Raw genomic sequence first — 18,599 nt, forward strand, 5'->3', positions numbered from 1 at the left:
GGTAACAACTCAGCCCGCCACGCCAACCACAAAACTCCCCGATTTCCCGCCATGCTTTTCCACCACGCGCACATCGTGGATGGACATGCCCCGGTCAACGGCCTTGCACATGTCATAGATGGTGAGCAAGGCTACCTGGACCGCGGTCAGGGCTTCCATCTCCACGCCGGTGGGACCCACAGTTTCTACCGTAGCAGAGCAAAATATGCCGATAGCGCCCACCTGACGGGTGCTAGTCGCTTCAAATTCAATAGCCACGCGGGTGAGCGCCAACGGATGACACAACGGAATCAAATCACTCGTCCTTTTGGCCGCCATGATTCCTGCAATGCGTGCAATTCCCAGCACGTCGCCTTTTTTGGCAGTCCCAGATTCGATCAAGGCCAAGGTTTCCGGCTGCATCTCGATGCGGCCGGTGGCGACGGCCACGCGGTGGGTGGCGGCCTTGGCGCCAACGTCCACCATGTGGGCTTGGCCTTGGGCATCGAAGTGGGTGAGGGGTGAGGCGGGGGTGGACATGGACAATGGAGCGAAACGTTTCTGGGGCGAAGGCATCATAAGGCGTTAGCCGTACAGGGCAACGCATGTGCATGGCCCTGAGGGTGGACAAAGGACCTTCGTGCAAAAATTTCAACAAAAATGGCTTGTAGCGCTTTTTCAGAAAGCGCTAATAGCTATAATTTTTATAGCAATTAGCATTTTGTACGCACCAGTGGCGAGTGCCCAGACGGCCTTGCCCACCCTCGGCGACCCCAGCGACCTCACCACCAGCGCCGAGCGCCGCCTGGGTGACCGCATCATCCGCGAACTCTACAGAGACCCCGACTACATCGACGACCCCGTCATTGCCGACTATGTGCAAGGTATCTGGCGCCCTTTGATGGCTGCCGCCAAGGCGCGTGGGGAGCTCTCGCCAGAGCTGGATGAGCGCTTCGCGTGGGAGATCCTGCTGGGGCGCGACCGCACGGTGAACGCGTTTGCGTTGCCGGGCGGCTATCTGGGCGTGCACCTTGGCCTGATTGGGGTCGTTACCACCCGCGACGAGCTGGCCTCGGTGCTGGCCCACGAGCTCAGCCACGTCACCCAGCGCCACATCTCGCGCCTCATCACCCAGCAAAGCAAGCAGACGCCCCTGCTGCTGGGGGCGATGATTCTGGGCGCGCTGGCGGCCAGCAAGAATCCGGGCGCCACGCAGGCGCTGGTGGTGGGGGGACAGGCGCTGGCCATGCAGAACCAGCTGAACTTTTCTCGCGATATGGAGCGGGAGGCGGACCGTATTGGCTACGGCCTGATGGCTCCTGCCGGGTTCGCGCCGCAGGGCTTTGTCAGCATGTTTGACAAGCTCCAGCAGGCCAACCGGCTCAACGACAACGGTTCGTGGCCATATCTGCGCAGCCACCCGCTGACCACCGAGCGCATGGCAGACATGCATTCGCGCCTTCCGCCCGGAGAGGCTGCCGCAGCGGCCACAGTGCCATCGACCCTGGAACACGCCATGGTTGCAGCGCGTGCCCGGGTATTGGCCAACCCCGGCGTGGACACCTTGCGCCAGTGGATTGCCGAGCCGCAAGGTTCCGGTTTTGCAGCCCTGCCCGCCTCCCGGCGCGTGGGCGTGCTGTACGCGGCTGCGCTGGGCAGCAACCAGCTTCGAGACGCTGCAGGTGCACGCGCTGCCGCAAAGAAGCTGGAGGACCTGGTGCGCAATGATGCCGCGGCCCACCGACTGGCAAAGCTGCTCGCCGCCGAGATCGAACTGGCAGCAGGCGACGCTGCGGCCGCTGTCAACGCACTGGCTGCCGATGCGAACAACACCAGCAGCGGCAGCAGCAGCAACCGGCGCCCTGAACTGGTTTTGCGCACACAGGCCTTGCTGCGCGCCGGGCGCGCTGGTGAAGGAACCAGCGCCCTGCAGACCTGGGTGGCCACGCACCCCCGGGATGCGACGGCGTGGCAGCTTTTGGCGTCCACCTGGCAGGCTCAAGGCCAGGCACTGCGCGCAGTGCGCGCCGAGGCAGAGGCCCACGCCGCGCGCTATGACTATGCGGCTGCGGTAGACCGCTTCAAGGCGGGCCAGGATCTGGCACGGCGGGGTGGACCGCAGGTGGACCACATTGAAGCGTCCATCATCGACACCCGGCTGCGCGCGATGGAGTCACTTCTTCGCGAACAGGCCGCCGAGCGCTGATTCAATCAGCACACCCAGCAGCGAATAGATCAGCGACCCGAGCAGCGCCGCGCCGAAGCCATTGACGTGGAACCCGTCCAGTACGCTGGCGGCGGCCCAGAACATGAGCGCGTTGATGACGAAGAGAAAAAGGCCGACGGTGACGATGGTGACCGGCAGCGTCAGCACCACCAGCACGGGCCGCAACACCACGTTGAACAGGCCAATGACAAAGGCCGCGATCAGCGCGGAGGTGAAGCTCTGCACTTCCACACCGCTGTAGACATAGGCCACAAACAGCAGCGATGCAGCGCTGAGAAGCCATTTCAGGAGGAGTTTCATGGCCGGAGAATAGCACCGGCCGAGGGAACCAAGAAATGCGCAAAACGGGAGCCAAGCCCCTGGCAGTCAGCCCCCCGCGCTGACTGCCTATTCGAAAGCCAGCATCCACAACGCTCCGCAACCCGTGAGCAGGCTGCCCAGCGTTCCTGGCATTGGCGACCAGCCTTTGTCCGGGCGCACAGGCGCAGGCTCCTGTGCCAAATCCGTCTTGGGCCGGCGCGCATCTACCACCTGGGCCACGGAGGCGCCTGCAGCCTGCAACTGATCGGTCAGCTCCGCCAGCGGCCCCTTGGCCAGTACAGTGGTCACTCTGTCCGTGGGCACCCGCAGCACGGGAAGGATCTGGGCAAACAGCTTGTCAGCCCACTTGGCGCGCCAGTTTTCACGGGCGCTGTGGCTTACCCACTTGCTGATGCGATGGGTCATCCGTGGCGCGCAGGCCACCAGCACCCATTGTGTTCTGGCAGCCGCGTCGCGCGCGAACAAAGGTGCCAGCACCTGCTGCGCATAAACCGCGTCGTCCACATACACGATGACTCTGTCCATACCGACTCCCATTGAGGACCAAGGACAAAAGGGGGCATAAAGCCCCCTTTTGCAATGGTCGGTTCCGTATGTCTGCCTTTAGCCCTGCTGCTCGGCAGGTGCCGCCGCCGCGCGGCGCGCAACGATGATCTTGCCAGCCAGCAGAACCAGCAGCGCACCCGCCACGCTGGCACCGTACTTGATCATGTCTGTCTGTGGCAGTTTCAGCATCCACTGCCACTTGTCGGGGTTCGAGAAAGCAGGGTCCGTCACCAGCATGCCGCCAGCGATCCAGCCCAGCAGCATGCCGCCCGCCGTGATGATCATCGGGAAACGCTCCATGAGCTTGATGACCAGCTGGCTACCCCAGACGATGATCGGGATAGAGATCAGAAGGCCCAACACGACCAGCAGGAACTGGTGCTCGCCCGCATTCTGCGCAGCGCCCGCAATGGCGATCACGTTGTCCACGCTCATCACCAAGTCGGCCACGATGATGGTCTTGATGGCGGCCAGCAGCTTGTCGCTGCCTTGCACGTCACCGTGGCCCTCTTCATCGGGAGCCAGCAGTTTGACGCCAATCCACACCAGCAACAGCGCGCCCACGAACTTGAGGAACGGCAGCGCCAGCAGGGTCATCGCAAAGGCGATCAGGATCACACGCAGAACAATGGCCCCGGCAGTGCCCCAGATGATGCCCTTGGTACGCTGGGCCGGAGGCAGCTTGCGGCAGGCCAGCGCGATGACCACCGCGTTGTCGCCGCCCAGCAAGATGTCGATGATGATGATCTGGCCGAGTGCGAGCCAGAATTCGGGCGAAGCCAAAAAGTCCATAAATTCCTCAGTATCAATACACGCGAAGGGGGAGTTCGCCGCCACTGTAGCGCCGAGTCCACCCAAGGGATAAAGGGCCTGCGGTCGGGGGATCAAGGACTGCCCTGACAGGGCAAGCAACGAAAGGACGGCCTTGATCAGCCCCAGCGGGCCCATCAAAGGTCTTGCTCAGCCCGGCGCCCTTGCGGTATGCGCTGAACCCGGACCGCCGGAAGCGATGTTTCGCTTCGTACTGACGACGGTTCCGATGCCTCGCGCCCCCACGCACCAAAATTTGGCAATGCCGGAATGCAAGTCGGGAGCTACTCCCCTTCGAAGCGTCGATTGGAACATCGCCCGCACGGTCGCGCAAGGGCAGCACGATTGTGGTTATTGCGTACACGCCCCTCTAAGGCTGCCAAAAAGGGGCCGAAGCTCCCTGCAAAACACCTTTGCCAGGGTTGCCTTGTCCACGCGGCTATGATCCAGCCCCTTCGCTCAAACCTCCATGGCCGCCATCCACATCACCGACATCGAAGCTGCCATCAACCACTGGCGCAGCCGGGTGCCTTCGCCCGACGGAGTCTCCCTGGCCCCGGAGATCCGCGCGCTGGCAGAGGTCTATGCGCAGATGGTGTTCCGGCGCGAGGACGTAGTGGAAGAAGACCGCCTGCCCCCGGATGCCCTGGATGCCTGGCATGCCTGGTACGGCACCACGCCCGACACGCCCTGTATCGCCATCTGCTCCACCAGCCAGGGCGACGACCTGTGCAAGGGGTGTGGGCGCACGTTTGACGAAGTGCAGTTCTGGCCCGCGATGGGCCCTGCCGAAAAACGCGCGGTGTGGCGACGCATCACGCTGGAGCACTCTGCGTGGCGATTCAACCGCTATGCAGAACGGGCGGCCGAAGGGGTTTCCAAAGCGCCGGCGCCAGCGGGCGCGGCGTAACCCGCTCCTTTTCTTTTCAACACGTCGCCCCGCCTCGCAAGCTGCAAACATACGGGGGCTGTACGCCCGGCGGTCAAACGGCTATGGTGGGCCCATGCTGCGCCTCACCCAAGCCCCGAACATCGCCATCGCCACGTTGTGGGCGGACTTGTTGTGCGAAGCGGGCATGACGGCCTCCGTGCAGCGCCAGTATCTGGGTGCCGCGGCGGGGCACCTGCCGCCGGACCAGTGCCTGCCCGAAATCTGGCTGGACTACGACGAACACGCCACCCGCGCACGCGCGCTGCTGCAGGAGCTTCAGGATTTGCCACAGCGCCGCTGGGCATGCCAGTGCGGCGAGACGGTCGAAGGCGGATTCGAGCAGTGCTGGCAGTGTGGCGCGCTCATGCCACGAGACTGAGTCAGAAACTACCAAATTGATAGCTGTTAGCGCTTATCCATCAAGCGCCAGAGGCCATTTTGACCAGTATTCCAGTCACTTCCAGCGCACGGGCTCCACATGCACACTGCCCTGCGTGCTGCTCAGGGTGATCGCGCCTTCCTGCACCGTAGCCTGCAGTTGCATGCTGCGCTCGGCCAGCTGCGCCAGTGCCTGGGATGCCTCCGTGGGGATGCGCCAGACCTGTAGCTTTTCCAGGCGTGACAGTTTGGTCTCGATGCCTTTCCACCAGATCTCTGAGGCGTGGTTGAAGCAGTAGACGATCACAGAATCGGCCTTGCTGCAGGCCTTGGTGAGCGGCTTGTCTTCGGGCTGGCCCACCTCAATCCACACGCGCTTGCGGCCGGTAAAGTCGGTGAGCGAGGCATCCGGGTCATCCGGGTCCGACAGCCCCGCACCAAATGCCAGCGTGGCGTCGCCGTTGCAGAGGTCGTTGAGCTGGTGCGCCTGGATGGCCAAAGCAGCCAGCCGGACCATCATGCGCTCGTCGGTCTCGCTGGGGTGGCGCGCCAGCGTGAGGGCGTGGTCAGCGTAGTAGCCGTGGTCGATGTCGGCGATCTGGAGGTTCGCCTTGAAGATGGTGGATTTGATGGCCATGCAGCCTCACTATTAAATTGATAGCTGCCGTCGCTTATCGGAAAAGCGCCAGAGGCAAAAAAATATCTCAAAAGACCGGCAGCGCACGCAACTGGCGGTGCCCAAGCCAGCGCAACCGTGGAACCGGCTTTGCCGGGCCACGGGTTGCATCCCCCTCGGGGGGAAGGCGCGCAGCGCCTCCGGGGGGTCACACCCTTCGTGCCAGTTCGGCGGCCTTGCCCACATAGCTACCCGGAGTCATCGCGAGCAGGCGGTCTTTTTCAGCCTGGGGGATTTCCAGCGAGGCAATCAGCCCATGCAGCGCTTCGGCCGTCACGGTCTTGCCGCGCGTGACTTCCTTGAGCTTTTCGTAAGCGCCCTGCACACCAAAGCGTCGCATCACCGTCTGGATGGGCTCGGCCAGCACTTCCCACGAAGCATCCAGGTCTTCGGCCAGCGCTTCTTCGTTCAGCTCCAGCTTGTTCAGGCCGGTCAACAGCGAGGCATAAGCCAGCGCCGCGTAGCCCAGGGCCACGCCCATGTTGCGCAGCACGGTGCTGTCGGTCAGATCCCGCTGCCAACGGCTGATGGGCAGCTTTTCAGACAGGTGCTTGAGCAGCGCGTTGGCCAGGCCCAGATTGCCTTCGGCGTTTTCAAAGTCAATCGGGTTGACCTTGTGCGGCATGGTGCTGGAACCAATCTCGCCCGCCTTCAGGCGCTGCTTGAAGTAGCCCAGGCTCACGTAGCCCCAGATGTCGCGCGACAGGTCGATCAGGATGGTGTTGGCGCGCGCCACGGCGTCGAACAGCTCGGCCATGTAGTCGTGCGGCTCGATCTGGATCGAGTAGGGCTGGAAGGTAAGGCCCAGGCCCAGCGGTTCGGGCGTCTCGATGACCTTCTTGCTGAAGGCTTCCCAGTCAAACTCAGGCCAGGCGGACAGGTGGGCGTTGTAGTTGCCCACGGCGCCGTTCATCTTGCCCATGATCTTGACGGCGGCAATCTTCTCGCAGGCCGTTTGCAGGCGCATCACCACGTTGGCCATTTCCTTGCCTACGGTGGTGGGGCTGGCGGTCTGGCCGTGCGTGCGGCTGAGCATGGGCACGTCGGCAAAGGCGTGCGACATTTCGCGCAGCTTGAGCACGATGCGGTCCAGGCCCGGCAGGATGACCTGGTCGCGGCCTGAACGCAGCTGCAGCGCGTGGCTGGTGTTGTTGATGTCTTCGCTGGTGCAGGCAAAGTGCACAAATTCGGAGGCCTTTTCCAGCTCGGGGCGCGCCTCAAACTTGCTCTTGATCCAGTATTCGACGGCCTTGACGTCGTGGTTTGTTGTTTTTTCGATCTCTTTGATGGCGGCGGCGTCAGCTTCGGAGAAGTTCTTGATCAGGCCGAGCAGATAGGCGCGGGCGCCCGTGGTCAGGGGCTTGAACTCGGCGAAACCGGCATCCGACAGGGCAATGAACCAGGCCACTTCCACCTGCACACGGCGGTGCATGTAGCCGTGTTCGCTCATGATGGGGCGCAGGGCGGCAAGTTTGCTGGCGTAACGGCCGTCAAGCGGCGACAGGGCGGTAATGGTGGACAGGCTCATGGCGCGCCATTGTAGGCGTGGTGTGTAAGCGCCACGCAGCCGTCAGCTTGCGGGCGGGCAGCTGCCGATAGAATCAATCTCGAATCGTTCAGCCTACCCCGCGCCCTGGAAGACACACCATGAAATTGATCGGAGCCACCGCCAGCCCCTACGTACGCAAGGTACGTATCGTGATGGCCGAGAAAAAGCTCGACTACCAGTTCGTGCAAGAAAACGTCTGGGCAGACGACACCCATATTTCCACCTCCAACCCCTTGGGCAAAGTGCCCTGCTTGGTGATGGAAGGCGGCGAGGCCGTTTTTGACTCCCGCGTGATCGTCGAATACCTCGACACCCTGTCGCCCGTGGGCAAGCTGATCCCGTCGCAAGGCCGCGAACGCGCCGAGGTCAAGACCTGGGAGGCACTGGCCGATGGGGTGATGGATGCTGCCATCCTGGCCCGCCTGGAAGCCACCTGGGCCCACCGCAAGGACAGCGAGCGTAGCCAGGCCTGGATCGACCGCCAGCTGATCAAGGTGAACGACGGCCTCAAGTCCATGAGCCAGGGCCTGGGCGACAAGCCGTATTGCAGCGGCATCCACCTCAGTCTGTCCGACATCGCCGTGGGCTGCGCCCTGGGCTGGCTGGAATTCCGCTTCCCCGACATCGCCTGGCGCAGCGAGTACCCCAACCTGGGCAAGCTGCTCGACAAGCTGATGCTGCGCCCGAGCTTCGCCGATACCAAGCCGTCCTGAGCGGCCAGCGAGAGCGGGCGTTGGTTTTTTGAACCCCCTGCGCCTGGCTTGCCGTATGCTTGGGCGCTTATGAACGAAATGGTTCAAAACCCTCCGAAACCCGGCGATGTGCGGGCCACCCGCCAGCGCGCGGCGCGCGAGGCCGCCACCACGCCCGGGGCGGACCGGGTGCGCGTCAACGACCCCGACCGCACGATGGCCAACATCCTGCAGGTAGCCACGGCAGAGTTTGCGGACAAGGGCTTGGCTGGGGCGCGCATCGACGAGATCGCGGCATTGACCAGCACCAGCAAGCGCATGATCTACTACTACTTCGGTAGCAAGGAAGGTCTGTATGTGGCGGTGCTGGAGGATGCTTACCGGCGCATCCGGCGCATCGAATCGGAACTGCACCTGGAAGACCTGGCGCCCGAGGAGGCCCTGCGCACGCTGGTGGGCTTCACGGTGGACTACCAGCTCGCCAACCCCGACTTCATCCGCCTGGTGATGAACGAGAACATGCACCGGGGAGAGTACATCAGCAAGTCGGCCACGATCCAGGAGCTGAACATCCCCGTCATCCATGCCGTGCGCGATGTGTACCAGCGTGGCGTGGCGGCGGGCGTGTTCCGCCCCGATGTGGACCCGGTGGACCTGCACATGTCCATCTCGGCACTGTGTTTCTTCAACGAGGCCAACCGCCACACCTTTGGCGCAATTTTCAAGCGCTCCCTCGACACCCCCGCCGCCACGGCGCAACGCCGTGAATCGATCATCGAGATGATCGTGCGCTTTCTGCGGCCCTGACCCTCCCGGCCTGGGCGCGCACACCGGCCCGCGTCAAAAAGCTCCTCATCAGTACCCTGCGCGCGCGCCGTGCATGGCTGCGTGCTGCCATGACAAACCATGCAGGGTTTGCACCTAGATCAAATACTAACCAGTTCGTACAAAATTCTTTCAGCGTTTCAATACAACGACTGGAGACACCATGTTTGCACTGGCCGACCGCGTGCTGCGGGGATACACCCGCGTGCTGGATGTACTGGCTGGCCTGTGCCTGGCGGTGATGGTGGTGCTGGTATTTGGCAATGTGGTGCTGCGCTACACCCTGAACTCCGGCATCACGGTGTCGGAAGAGCTCTCGCGCTGGCTGTTCGTGTGGCTGACCTTCATGGGCGCCGTGGTCGCGCTGCGCGAACACGGCCACCTGGGCACGGATGCGCTGGTGTCGCGCCTGCCCGCTGCGGGCAAGAAGGCCTGCCTGGTGCTGGCACAGATCGCCATGCTTTATGTGTCGTGGCTGCTGCTCAGTGGCAGTTGGGCCCAGATGCTCATCAACTGGGAAACCGAAGCGCCCGTGACCGGCGCCTCGGTGGGCATCTTCTACGCCAGCGGCGTGCTGATGGGCGGGTCGGGGATTGCCATCTTGCTGCACGACCTGCTGCGCACCCTGTTCGTTCCGCTGGCTGAGCACGAGCTGGTCATGGTGCAGGAGAGCGAAGAACTGGCGGCCCTGGCGCACCGCCCTGCGGGCGCCGATGCATCCCGCGAAGCGCCCGGCAGCCACCGCCCCTGAACCCTCCGCACAGGCTCTCCACCATGACCGTCACCATCTTCCTCGGCTCCCTGCTGCTCGCCATGGCGATCGGCATTCCCATCGCGTTTGCGCTGCTCATCAGCGGCGTGGCGCTGATGTGGCATCTGGACCTGTTCGATGCGCAGATCCTGGCGCAGAACGTGATCAACGGCGCCGACAGCTTTCCGCTGCTGGCCGTGCCCTTCTTCATGCTGGCGGGCGAGATCATGAATGTGGGCGGCCTGTCCAAGCGCATCGTGAAGCTGGCGCTCACGCTGGTCGGCCATGTGCCCGGCGGCTTGGGTTATGTGGCCATCATGGCGGCGGTGATCCTGGCCGCCGTATCGGGCTCGGCCGTGGCCGATGCGGCAGCGCTGGCCTCCCTGCTGCTGCCCATGATGGTGGCAGCAGGCCACAACAAGGAGCGCTCGGCCGGGCTCATAGCGTCGGCCGGCATCATCGCCCCGGTGATCCCGCCGTCCATCGGTTTCGTGATCTTTGGCGTGGCGGCCAACGTGTCCATCAGCAAGCTGTTTCTGGCAGGCATCGTGCCGGGCATCCTGCTGGGGGTGGCGCTGGCCCTCACCTGGTGGTGGCTCGTGCGGCGCGAAGATGTGGCGCCTCCAAAGCGGGCCACCCGTGCCGAACTGGCCGTGGCCCTGCGCGAAGCCGTGTGGGCGCTGGGCCTGCCCATCATCATCCTGGTGGGGCTGCGCATGGGTGTCTTCACCCCCACCGAGGCCGCCGTGGTGGCTGCGGTGTACGCGCTGTTCGTGTCCATGGTGGTCTACCGCGAGCTGAGTTGGCACCAACTGGCCGACATCTTCCGCGCCTCGGCCCGCACCAGCGCGGTGGTGATGTTCCTGGTGGCTGCCGCCATGGTGTCCGCCTGGCTGATCACCGTGGCCGACCTGCCCTCCAAGGTCATCGGCATGCTGGAGCCCTTCATGGGCAACCCAACGCTGCTGCTGATCGCCATCATGCTGTTGGTCATGGTGGTGGGCACGGCCATGGACATGACGCCCACCATCCTCATCCTTACGCCCGTGCTGATGCCGGTGGTCAAGGCCGCAGGCATCGACCCGGTGTACTTCGGCGTGCTCTTCATCATCAACAACGCCATCGGGCTCATCACCCCGCCGGTGGGCACGGTGCTCAACGTAGTGGCCGGGGTGGGGCGCATGTCCATGTCGCAAGTCACACGCGGCGTCACGCCCTTCATGCTGGCCCAGCTGGCCGTGATGTTCCTGCTGGTGCTGTTCCCCTCCATCGTCATGGTGCCGCTGCGCTGGTTGAGTGGTTGACCCCCGTCTGCGCCCCGGCCTTTTTCTTTCCGCCCCGTTTCTGCCCCGCCTAAAACCCAAGGAGACATTTCCATGAAGCTGCTCAAAACCCTGCTCGCCACGGCCCTCGTTGCCGCGTCGCTGCTGCACGCCGCGCACGCCCAGGAGCGCACCATCAAGTTCGCCTTCCAGAACCAGAAGGACCACCCCCAGGCCCAGGGCGCGCAAAAGTTTGCCGACCTGGTGGCGGCCAAGACCAACGGCCGCATTGCCGTCAAGCTCTTCCCCGGCGGCACGCTGGGCGGTGACCTGCAGACCGTGTCGGCCCTGCAGGGCGGCACGGTGGAGATGACCGTACTCAACGCGGGCATCTTGTCGGCCCAGGCCAAGGAATTCGGCATCTACGACTTCCCGTTCCTGTTCGCCACGCCCCAAGAGGCCGACGCCGTGACCGACGGCCCCTTCGGCAAGAAACTGCTCGACAAGCTGCAAGCCAAAAACCTGGTCGGTCTGGGCTACTGGGAGCTGGGTTTCCGCAACCTCACCAACAGCAAGAAGCCCATCACCAAAGCCGAGGACATTGCGGGACTCAAGATCCGCGTGATCCAGTCGCCGATCTACATCGACCTCTTCAACGCGCTGGGCGCCAACGCCGTGCCCATGCCCTTCCCCGAGCTGTACACCGCCATGGAACAGAAGGCCGTGGACGGCCAGGAGAACCCGTTCTCCACCATCCTGTCGTCCAAGTTTGCCGAGGTGCAGAAGTACCTCACCGTCACGCGCCACATGTACAACCCCCAGGCCGTGATCGTGAGCAAGAAGTTCTGGGACAGCCTGAACCCCGCTGACCAGAAGGCGCTGAACGACGCGATGGCCGAAGCCACGACCTTCCAGCGCGGCGTGTCGCGCGTGCAGGCCAACGTGGCGCTCGAAGACCTCAAGAAGGCGGGCATGCAGGTGTCCGAGTTCTCGCCTGCCGAGCTGGACAAGCTGCGCGCCAAGGTGAAACCCGTCGTTGAAAAACACAGCGAGAAGGTGGGCGCCGAGACCGTGCAAGAGGTCTATTCCACGCTGGCCAAACTGCGCGGCGGCAAGTAAGCCACCACTGCAACCCCTGCGCTGCCGTGCGGTGAACACACCACCAACCCGGCAGCGCGCTCACCCCGCATTCCGCCCGCCCCATGAGCCTCCAGCTCCTCGATCCCCCGGTCATCCCCACCACGTCCACCATGTCTTCCACTAGCCCCCGCAAGGTGCTGATCGGGCTGATCGGCGCCGGCATCCAGAAGTCGCTGTCGCCGGCCCTGCACGAGGAAGAGGCGCGCCACCACGGCATGCGTCTGCACTACCAGCTCATCGACCTGGACCGCTCTGCTTCGTCGGCGGAGCATCTGCCCACGCTGTTGTCTGCGGCGCGCATCATGGGCTATGCGGGCTGCAACGTGACCTACCCCTGCAAGCAGGCCGTGATCCCTCACCTCGACAGCCTGTCCGAGGAAGCGCGCGCCATGGGCGCCGTGAACACGGTGGTCATCCGCGACGGACAACTGGTAGGGCACAACACCGATGGATCGGGCTGGGCCTGGGGCTTTACCCGCGCACTGCCCGGCGCTGACCTGCGCCGCGTGGTGCTGCTGGGTGCGGGTGGCGCGGGCGCTGCGATTGCACACGCAGTGCTGCGCCTGGGTGCACAGCATCTGAGCATCGTCGATGCACAACCTGAACGCGCCGCACAACTGGCCGCCGACGTGAATGCGCTCTACGGCGCGCGCGCCGAGGCCGGTGAGATCCGCTCGGCCATGGCCCACGCCACCGGGCTGATCCACGCCACGCCCACGGGCATGGACAAGCTGCCCGGCCTGCCGCTGGACGTGGGCCTGCTGCGCCCCGCGATGTGGGTGTCCGAAGTCGTGTATTTCCCGCTCGACACCGCCCTGGTGCAGGCTGCGCGCGCGCTGGGCTGCCGGGTATCGGACGGCGGCGGCATGGCCGTGGGCCAGGCCGTGGGGGCGTTTGAGCTGTTCACCGGCGAGGCCCCGGATGCGGCGCGCATGGACGCGCATTTCCGCCGCCTGGTCAGCAGCGCCAGCTGACCCCTTCCGCGCACGACAACACAAGGAGCTGAACCCATGAGCACCCCGATGGTGGCCACCCGCGAAGCGCTGGGCGACATGCCCAACCCCCTGGGCCTGCAGGGCATCGAGTTCATCGAATACGCCACCAGCCGCCCGCAGGCGCTGGGCCAGGCGCTGGAGCGCATGGGTTTTCAGCCCGTGGCGCGCCACCGCTCGCGCGAAGTGCTGCTGTACCGCCAGGGTGACATGAACATCATCGTCAACGCGCACCAGGACACCGAACGCACCGGTGTGCATGCGCCGCCCGCACTCACGGAAACACCGGTGCTGGCCGCCATCGCCTTCCGCGTGGGCAATGCAGCCGCAGCATTTCGCCGCGTGCTGGAACTGGGCGCGTGGGCCGTGCACACCGAGGTCGAGGTGATGGAGCTGAACATCCCCGCCATCCACGGCGTGGGCGCGAGCCGCATCTACTTTGTGGACCGCTGGAAGGAGTTCTCGATCTACGACGTGGACTTTGTGCCCATCCCGACCGTCAGCCCGCGCCCGCCCGCACTGCAGGGTCTGCATCTGTTTGGCGTGGTGCAATACATCGGCCTGGGCCGCGCGGCGGACTGGCTCCATTTCTACAGCGAGCTGTTCGGCTTTGCCGAGCTGGCACCCGACCAGTCGTTTGGCGTGCTCACCCATGGCCGCATCCTGGCCAGCCCCTGCGGCACGCTGCACTGGCAGCTGATTGAACCGCTGGTCGATGCGCTGGATGCCGACCCCGAGGAGCTGCTGCAGCGCGTGGCCTTTGGCACACCCGACGTGCTGGCCACGGTGCAAGCGCTGCGTGCGCGCGGCGTGGAGTTTGTCGAGTCGCCCACGGGCGTGCACACCGGCACGCGCGGTGCCCTCACGCGCGCCGACACCGCATCGCCCAGCTTCGAGCTGGTGCTCGACGCCCGCTGAGCCTGGAGACCGCCCATGCGCCAATCCACCATGCAACGCAACGTCGCCGATTTCGGCATGGACACCATCAGCCTGGCGGGCCCACTGGAGGCCAAGCTGGCCGCCGTGAAAGCCGCCGGCTTCGGCCAGATCATGCTGGCCGCGCGCGACATCGTGGGCCATCCTGAGGGCATCGAAGCCGCTGTGCACGCGGTGCGCAACAGTGGCCTGCGCGTGACGGGCTTTCAGGTGCTGCGCGACTTCGAGGGCTTGTCGGGCCACCTGCACAGCTACAAGGTGGACATTGCCAAGCAGATGATCCTGATGGCGCGCGACCTGGGCGCGCCCGTGCTGCTGGCCTGCAGCTCCACCTCATCCCACGCCACGGCCGATGCCGAGGCGATTGCGCGCGACCTGCGCAAGCTTGCGCTGCTGGCGCTGCCCCATGGCATCCGTGTGGCGTTTGAAGGCCTCTCGTGGGGCCGCCACATCAACGAAGTGCACCAGGCCTGGGCCGCAGTGGAGCAGGCCGATTGCCCCAACCTCGGTCTGGCCATCGACTCGTACCACCAGTTCGCCACCAGCACGCCGCTCTCGGCCTTGGAAGATGTGGACCCCGAGAAGATCTATCTGGTGCAGCTGTCAGACTTCATGTGGCAGGAGACCCGCACGGTACAGGAGCGCATCGAGACCGCGCGGCACTTTCGCGTGTTCCCCGGCGAGGGCGTGCACAGCCAGGCGCTGGCCGAGTTGGTGCGCACGCTCGATGGCATGGGCTACCAGGGCGACTACAGCTTCGAGGTTTTCAACGACGACTACCAGCAGCTGCCGCTGCCTTATGTGGCGCAACGCGCGTGGAACAGTGCGCTGTGGCTGGCGGAGGGGGTGCTGCAGCGCGCCGTGCCGCTGCCCGGACACCCGCGCATCAAGACCCTGGCGTGACCAACGCGTCAAAGCGTCAGCGGCCAACGATCAGCTGTTGGCGCGCTTCTTGAGCCAGCGCATCAGCGCGCCCACTACGGGCAGTTTTTCGTACAGTTCTTCGGCGGCGTCCCAATAGTCGCGGTGCAAGCTCACCAGGCCTTGTTCGTCCAGCACCAGGTGCGAGGCGCCGCGCACCGTCTGCGTCACGCCCTTGTGGAAGTCCTTGAAGGCGAACAGGAAGTCCCAGGTCAAAAAGCACTGCTGCCCCTGCACCACGCGGCCCGTGACCACAAAACGCGGCTGCTCCAGTGCCTCGAACATGTGGGCAAAAATGCCCTGGATGGCAGTTACGCCCACGACCTCGTTGAACGGATCCTTGAAGCGCGCCTGAGGCCCATAGAACTGGCCGATGGTCGCCACATCGGCGGGCGACAGGTTTTCAAAGAACGCAATGACGCGCGTAACGGCTTCTTCCGTAGCAATCGTGGTTTCCGGTGGGTGCATACCGTTCAAAGACCTGTGAATTTGCGAACCGCCGGAAAGTACCACCGATACGGCAGCACACGCAGCAGTTTCATTACCCGCGTGAAGCGCTTGGGAAAGTGGATGTCGAAATGCCCCCGCTCCCAGCCCTGCACGATGGCAGCCGCCGCAGCTTCGGGTGAGATGAGGGCCGGCATGGTGAAGTCGTTGCCCGCCGTGAGCGGCGTGGCCACAAAGCCCGGGTTGATCACGCTCACGCCCATGCCCAGGTCATGCAGGTCCAGGTAGAGCGCCTCGGCCAGGTTGATGAGGGCCGCCTTGGTGGGGCCATAGGCCAGGCTCTTGGGCAGCCCCCGAAAGCCCGCCACGCTGCTGATCAGGCTCACATGGCCCGGGCGCCCGGCCTGCGCTGCGGTCAGCATGGCGGGCAACACGCCAGCCAGCACATGCAGCACGCCGTTGTAGTTGATCTGCTCGTGGCGCAGCATCACGTCCAGGTCGAAGTCGGTGGCGCGCATGTCGCGGTAGTAGCCCGCGCAATAGCACACCATATCGGGCACACCACCCGCCAGCACCTGCGCGGCGGCGGCCTGTACCTGTGCCGGTTCGGCGGTGTCAAAAGCCAGCGCCGTGCTGCCGGGGTGCTGCCGGGCAAAGGCGTTCAGCGCATCACCACTGCGCGCCGACACGATGACCTGCGCGCCGCGCGCATGCAGCGCAGCCGCTGTGGCCCGGCCAATGCCGCTGCTGGCCCCGATGAGCCAGGCCCGGCGGCCATGCCAGTCGCGCAGGGGAGGATTGAGGCTCATGGTGCGCGTTTGGTGAAGGACAGGGTGATCTCGCCCAGGCGGAATCCGAACTTACTCATGGTGGCGCGGTTGAGCATCACGCGGTCGTCAATGAGGTACATCCAGTCGTCCAGGTCCACGTTGTAGACCTTGCCATCCACAGGCAGGGCCAGCGTGTAGTTCCAGCGGAAGGCGTTGCCACGCGTCTGGCCGTTGGCCGTGCCCACCACATCGTCGGCGGTGCCGGTGTAGCGGCCGTCGGCATGCTTCGTCAGCCGCCAGATGCGGCGCTGGGTGGTGCCATCGGAGTAGGTGAAGGCTTCGTCGAGCACGCCCTCATTGCCTTTCCAGCTGCAGTCCATGACCACGGTGAAGCGCTTGACGATCTGGCCGCTGCGGTCCTGGAAGATGCCGTAGGCGTCGATCTTGCCGTTGAAATACTGGGCCAGGTCCAGCACCGGTTTTTCGCTGGCGTAGCCATCGAGGTTCTGGCTGGCGCAGCCAGACAACACCACGGGTGCGGCCACAGCGACCGAAAGGAGGAGACGTCTTTGCATCATGGTGGTGGGCCTTGGTCGGTTCGAATTCAGACAATCGCCGCGCCACGCGGGCGGCGCAGGATGAGGAGATAGAGCGCGGCCGCAGCGGTGAACTTGAGCACGCAGGGCAGCACTGCATAGGCCAGGCCGAGGGTCTGCAAACCGTCATCGCTTCGCATTCCGGGGCTGTAGCCCAGCCATCCCAGCAGGGGCAGCGCCAGGCCTGCCGCCAGTGCCAGGTTGAGCTTGGTGGCAAAGTTCCACCAGCCAAAGTACGCGCCCTCGTGCTGGCCACTGTCGCCCTCGGCGGCAATCACGCCAGCCAGCAAGGCGCTGGGCAGGGCCAGGTCGGTGCCCAGGGCCACGCCGGACAGCGCACAGACGACGAGGAACGGCACCACATCACCCGCGCCCAGAAACGCAGTCCACACAAACACGGCAATCGCCAGCAGCATGCCCGCCAACCAGGTGCGCGCCAGGCCCCAGCGCGCCACGGCACGCAGCCACAGCGGGATGGACAGCGCAGCGCACACGAAATAGGCCGCGAGGAACATGGGCTCCTGCGCGGGCGGGGCCTGCAGCCGGTCCTGAATAAAAAACAGCACCAGCGTGGCCGGTATGGCGCTGGCAATGCCGTTGAGCATGAACACCGCCAGCAGGCGGCGGAAGGCAGGGCGGCCCCAGGGCCGCCACAGGCTGGCGCGCTGCGGGGGGCGGTACACACCGGCCACGGCGACACCCGCATGCGCTGCGGGGCGCGGGGCTCTGGTCCAGGCCCACCAGCCTAGCAGCAGGGTGATGGCAAACACACTGAGCATCACCGGCAGGCCCAGCAGCGCGGGCAGCACCGATGCCAGCACCACGCCGGCCAGTGCAGCACCCTCGCGCCAGGCCACGATGCGGCCACGCTGCAGCTCGTCGCCGCCCAGGCGCGCGCCCCAGGACTGGTGTGCAATGCTGAGCTGGCTATAGGCGGTGTAAGTGATGAGCAATGCCACCAGTGCCCAGGCAATGAGCGCATCGGCCCCGCGCACCAGGGGAAAGAACAGGCTGGTCAGCCCCAGTGCCAGCACCACCGCCGACACCGCGCCCACCGCCAGCACGGCGCGCACCGAGCGGCCGAAGAGGTAGTCAGACAGGCGGCCCAGCAGCGGGTCGGTGAACGCATCAAACAGCCGCGCTGCCAGCAGCATCGAGCCCAGCGTGGCCAGGGGCATGCCAAATTCGCGCGCATAGTGGTTGGGCAGCAGCACATACAGCGGCAGCGCCACAAACGCCAGCGGCAGGCCCAGCAGCCCATAGGCCAGGCCTGCGCTGGCGCGGATGGGCTGCGTGGAGGTCATGGTTGGCCTGCAGTGCGGGTGGCGGCCAGCAATTCCTGGCGCAGCCCGGGTTCGGAGGTCTGCGGAGACAGCCAGATGCCAAAGAACAGGCGCGAGAACTCGGCGTCCGGCACCTCACCGACGACACGCCCCGCCATCTTGAACACCGCACCCACGCCCGGCTGGTGAATGCCCAGCAGGCGGTCGCCCGACTTCACATCCGGCAACGCGGCCTGCAGCGCCTGCTGCCAGCGCGTGGCCTGTTGGGGCGTGAAGCTGCCCACGCGGCGCATCTCTTCCAGTGAGCGTTTGGCGATGGCCTCGGCCGTGAAGTCGCGGTGGTAGGTCAGCTCCAGCGCCAACGGCTGGGCGCCGTAGTTGTCGGCGTCAAAGCCGGGCTGCACCCACAGGCGGGCGCGGTAGATCTCGAAGCCCAGAAACCGGAGCACGCCCTGGCCCGCCAGGCGCACGCCTGACAGGGGCGTGGCGGTGGCCGACTCTGCCGCCTGGGCCATTGGCACGGCCTGCGCGATAGCGGAATTTGAATAAAAAAAGGCTCCAGCGCTT

The 18,599-nt window shown here is 65.0% G+C and carries 22 protein-coding genes; 11 read left to right on the forward strand and 11 right to left on the reverse strand.

The annotated features are described in order from the left end of the window. Nucleotides 1-9: 9 nt before the first annotated feature. Entirely contained in the window at nt 10-519 is a 510-nt protein-coding gene (moaC, locus tag KW832_RS16825) for a cyclic pyranopterin monophosphate synthase MoaC (RefSeq protein ID WP_218300853.1), read from the reverse strand. 151 nt (nt 520-670) lie between these two features. Between moaC and KW832_RS16830 the strand changes: the two genes are divergently transcribed. Further along, nucleotides 671-2,185 (forward strand): M48 family metalloprotease, encoded by a 1,515-nt coding sequence (locus KW832_RS16830; RefSeq protein ID WP_218300966.1) that lies wholly within the window; start codon nt 671-673, stop codon nt 2,183-2,185. Here KW832_RS16830 and KW832_RS16835 read toward each other — a convergent pair. From KW832_RS16835 to KW832_RS16845, 3 genes are all read right to left on the reverse strand, one after another. Beyond that, nucleotides 2,153-2,506 carry a phage holin family protein gene (locus KW832_RS16835; RefSeq protein WP_055394559.1) on the reverse strand — a complete coding sequence of 118 codons (354 nt, stop codon included), beginning with the start codon at nt 2,504-2,506 and terminating at the stop codon, nt 2,153-2,155. The two genes, KW832_RS16830 and KW832_RS16835, sit on opposite strands and share 33 nt — an antisense overlap. A gap of 87 nt (nt 2,507-2,593) precedes the next feature. Then, nucleotides 2,594-3,052 (reverse strand): hypothetical protein, encoded by a 459-nt coding sequence (locus KW832_RS16840; RefSeq protein ID WP_218300852.1) that lies wholly within the window; start codon nt 3,050-3,052, stop codon nt 2,594-2,596. Nucleotides 3,053-3,130: 78 nt separating this feature from the next. Then, on the reverse strand, nt 3,131-3,865 hold the full coding sequence (locus KW832_RS16845; RefSeq protein WP_055394555.1) for a TerC family protein: 735 nt from the start codon (nt 3,863-3,865) through the stop codon (nt 3,131-3,133). Nucleotides 3,866-4,352: 487 nt separating this feature from the next. Between KW832_RS16845 and KW832_RS16850 the strand changes: the two genes are divergently transcribed. Then, a complete protein-coding gene (locus KW832_RS16850) occupies nt 4,353-4,793 on the forward strand; it encodes a DUF3717 domain-containing protein (RefSeq protein ID WP_055394553.1) in 441 nt (146 codons plus the stop codon). 94 nt (nt 4,794-4,887) lie between these two features. Further along, nucleotides 4,888-5,193 (forward strand): hypothetical protein, encoded by a 306-nt coding sequence (locus KW832_RS16855; RefSeq protein WP_055394551.1) that lies wholly within the window; start codon nt 4,888-4,890, stop codon nt 5,191-5,193. Nucleotides 5,194-5,268: 75 nt separating this feature from the next. Here KW832_RS16855 and KW832_RS16860 read toward each other — a convergent pair whose 3' ends face one another. After that, complete coding sequence (locus KW832_RS16860) at nt 5,269-5,829, reverse strand: YaeQ family protein (RefSeq protein WP_218300851.1); 561 nt, start codon at nt 5,827-5,829, stop codon at nt 5,269-5,271. Between the two features lie 187 nt (nt 5,830-6,016). Next, nucleotides 6,017-7,396 carry an adenylosuccinate lyase gene (purB, locus tag KW832_RS16865; protein WP_121421591.1) on the reverse strand — a complete coding sequence of 460 codons (1,380 nt, stop codon included), beginning with the start codon at nt 7,394-7,396 and terminating at the stop codon, nt 6,017-6,019. A 119-nt stretch (nt 7,397-7,515) separates the two neighbouring features. On the opposite strand from purB, the gene KW832_RS16870 reads away from it, so the two are divergent. From KW832_RS16870 to KW832_RS16905, 8 genes are all read left to right on the forward strand, one after another. Next, nucleotides 7,516-8,130 carry a glutathione S-transferase N-terminal domain-containing protein gene (locus KW832_RS16870; RefSeq protein ID WP_055394547.1) on the forward strand — a complete coding sequence of 205 codons (615 nt, stop codon included), beginning with the start codon at nt 7,516-7,518 and terminating at the stop codon, nt 8,128-8,130. Nucleotides 8,131-8,199: 69 nt separating this feature from the next. Beyond that, nucleotides 8,200-8,916, forward strand: a complete 717-nt coding sequence (locus tag KW832_RS16875) for a TetR/AcrR family transcriptional regulator (protein WP_218300850.1) — start codon at nt 8,200-8,202, stop codon at nt 8,914-8,916. Between the two features lie 181 nt (nt 8,917-9,097). Next, nucleotides 9,098-9,685, forward strand: a complete 588-nt coding sequence (locus tag KW832_RS16880; protein WP_218300849.1) for a TRAP transporter small permease — start codon at nt 9,098-9,100, stop codon at nt 9,683-9,685. 23 nt (nt 9,686-9,708) lie between these two features. After that, on the forward strand, nt 9,709-10,989 hold the full coding sequence (locus KW832_RS16885) for a TRAP transporter large permease subunit (protein ID WP_121421594.1): 1,281 nt from the start codon (nt 9,709-9,711) through the stop codon (nt 10,987-10,989). Between the two features lie 72 nt (nt 10,990-11,061). Then, nucleotides 11,062-12,066, forward strand: a complete 1,005-nt coding sequence (locus KW832_RS16890) for a TRAP transporter substrate-binding protein (RefSeq protein ID WP_218300848.1) — start codon at nt 11,062-11,064, stop codon at nt 12,064-12,066. A gap of 131 nt (nt 12,067-12,197) precedes the next feature. Next, complete coding sequence (locus KW832_RS16895; RefSeq protein WP_218300965.1) at nt 12,198-13,061, forward strand: shikimate dehydrogenase; 864 nt, start codon at nt 12,198-12,200, stop codon at nt 13,059-13,061. 36 nt (nt 13,062-13,097) lie between these two features. Continuing rightward, complete coding sequence (locus tag KW832_RS16900; protein ID WP_218300847.1) at nt 13,098-13,997, forward strand: VOC family protein; 900 nt, start codon at nt 13,098-13,100, stop codon at nt 13,995-13,997. Nucleotides 13,998-14,012: 15 nt separating this feature from the next. After that, nucleotides 14,013-14,918 (forward strand): sugar phosphate isomerase/epimerase, encoded by a 906-nt coding sequence (locus KW832_RS16905; protein WP_218300846.1) that lies wholly within the window; start codon nt 14,013-14,015, stop codon nt 14,916-14,918. A 30-nt stretch (nt 14,919-14,948) separates the two neighbouring features. On the opposite strand, the gene KW832_RS16910 is transcribed toward KW832_RS16905, so the two are convergent. Genes KW832_RS16910 through KW832_RS16930 form a run of 5 tightly spaced genes read right to left on the reverse strand, consistent with a single transcriptional unit; the run spans nt 14,949 to nt 18,547 of the window. Then, entirely contained in the window at nt 14,949-15,404 is a 456-nt protein-coding gene (locus tag KW832_RS16910) for a nuclear transport factor 2 family protein (RefSeq protein WP_218300845.1), read from the reverse strand. A gap of 5 nt (nt 15,405-15,409) precedes the next feature. Next, complete coding sequence (locus tag KW832_RS16915; protein ID WP_121508179.1) at nt 15,410-16,192, reverse strand: SDR family oxidoreductase; 783 nt, start codon at nt 16,190-16,192, stop codon at nt 15,410-15,412. After that, on the reverse strand, nt 16,189-16,731 hold the full coding sequence (locus tag KW832_RS16920) for a DUF3833 domain-containing protein (protein WP_218300844.1): 543 nt from the start codon (nt 16,729-16,731) through the stop codon (nt 16,189-16,191). The genes KW832_RS16915 and KW832_RS16920 overlap by 4 nt, the downstream gene beginning before the upstream one ends. Nucleotides 16,732-16,757: 26 nt before the next feature. After that, complete coding sequence (locus KW832_RS16925) at nt 16,758-18,053, reverse strand: MFS transporter (RefSeq protein WP_218300843.1); 1,296 nt, start codon at nt 18,051-18,053, stop codon at nt 16,758-16,760. Next, nucleotides 18,050-18,547, reverse strand: coding sequence for a chalcone isomerase family protein (locus KW832_RS16930; RefSeq protein ID WP_121421602.1), 498 nt, complete (start codon nt 18,545-18,547; stop codon nt 18,050-18,052). The genes KW832_RS16925 and KW832_RS16930 overlap by 4 nt, the downstream gene beginning before the upstream one ends. Nucleotides 18,548-18,599 lie beyond the last annotated feature (52 nt).

It is taken from the genome of Acidovorax sp. sif0632 (genome assembly GCF_019218805.1).
Lineage (GTDB): Bacteria > Pseudomonadota > Gammaproteobacteria > Burkholderiales > Burkholderiaceae_C > Acidovorax > Acidovorax facilis.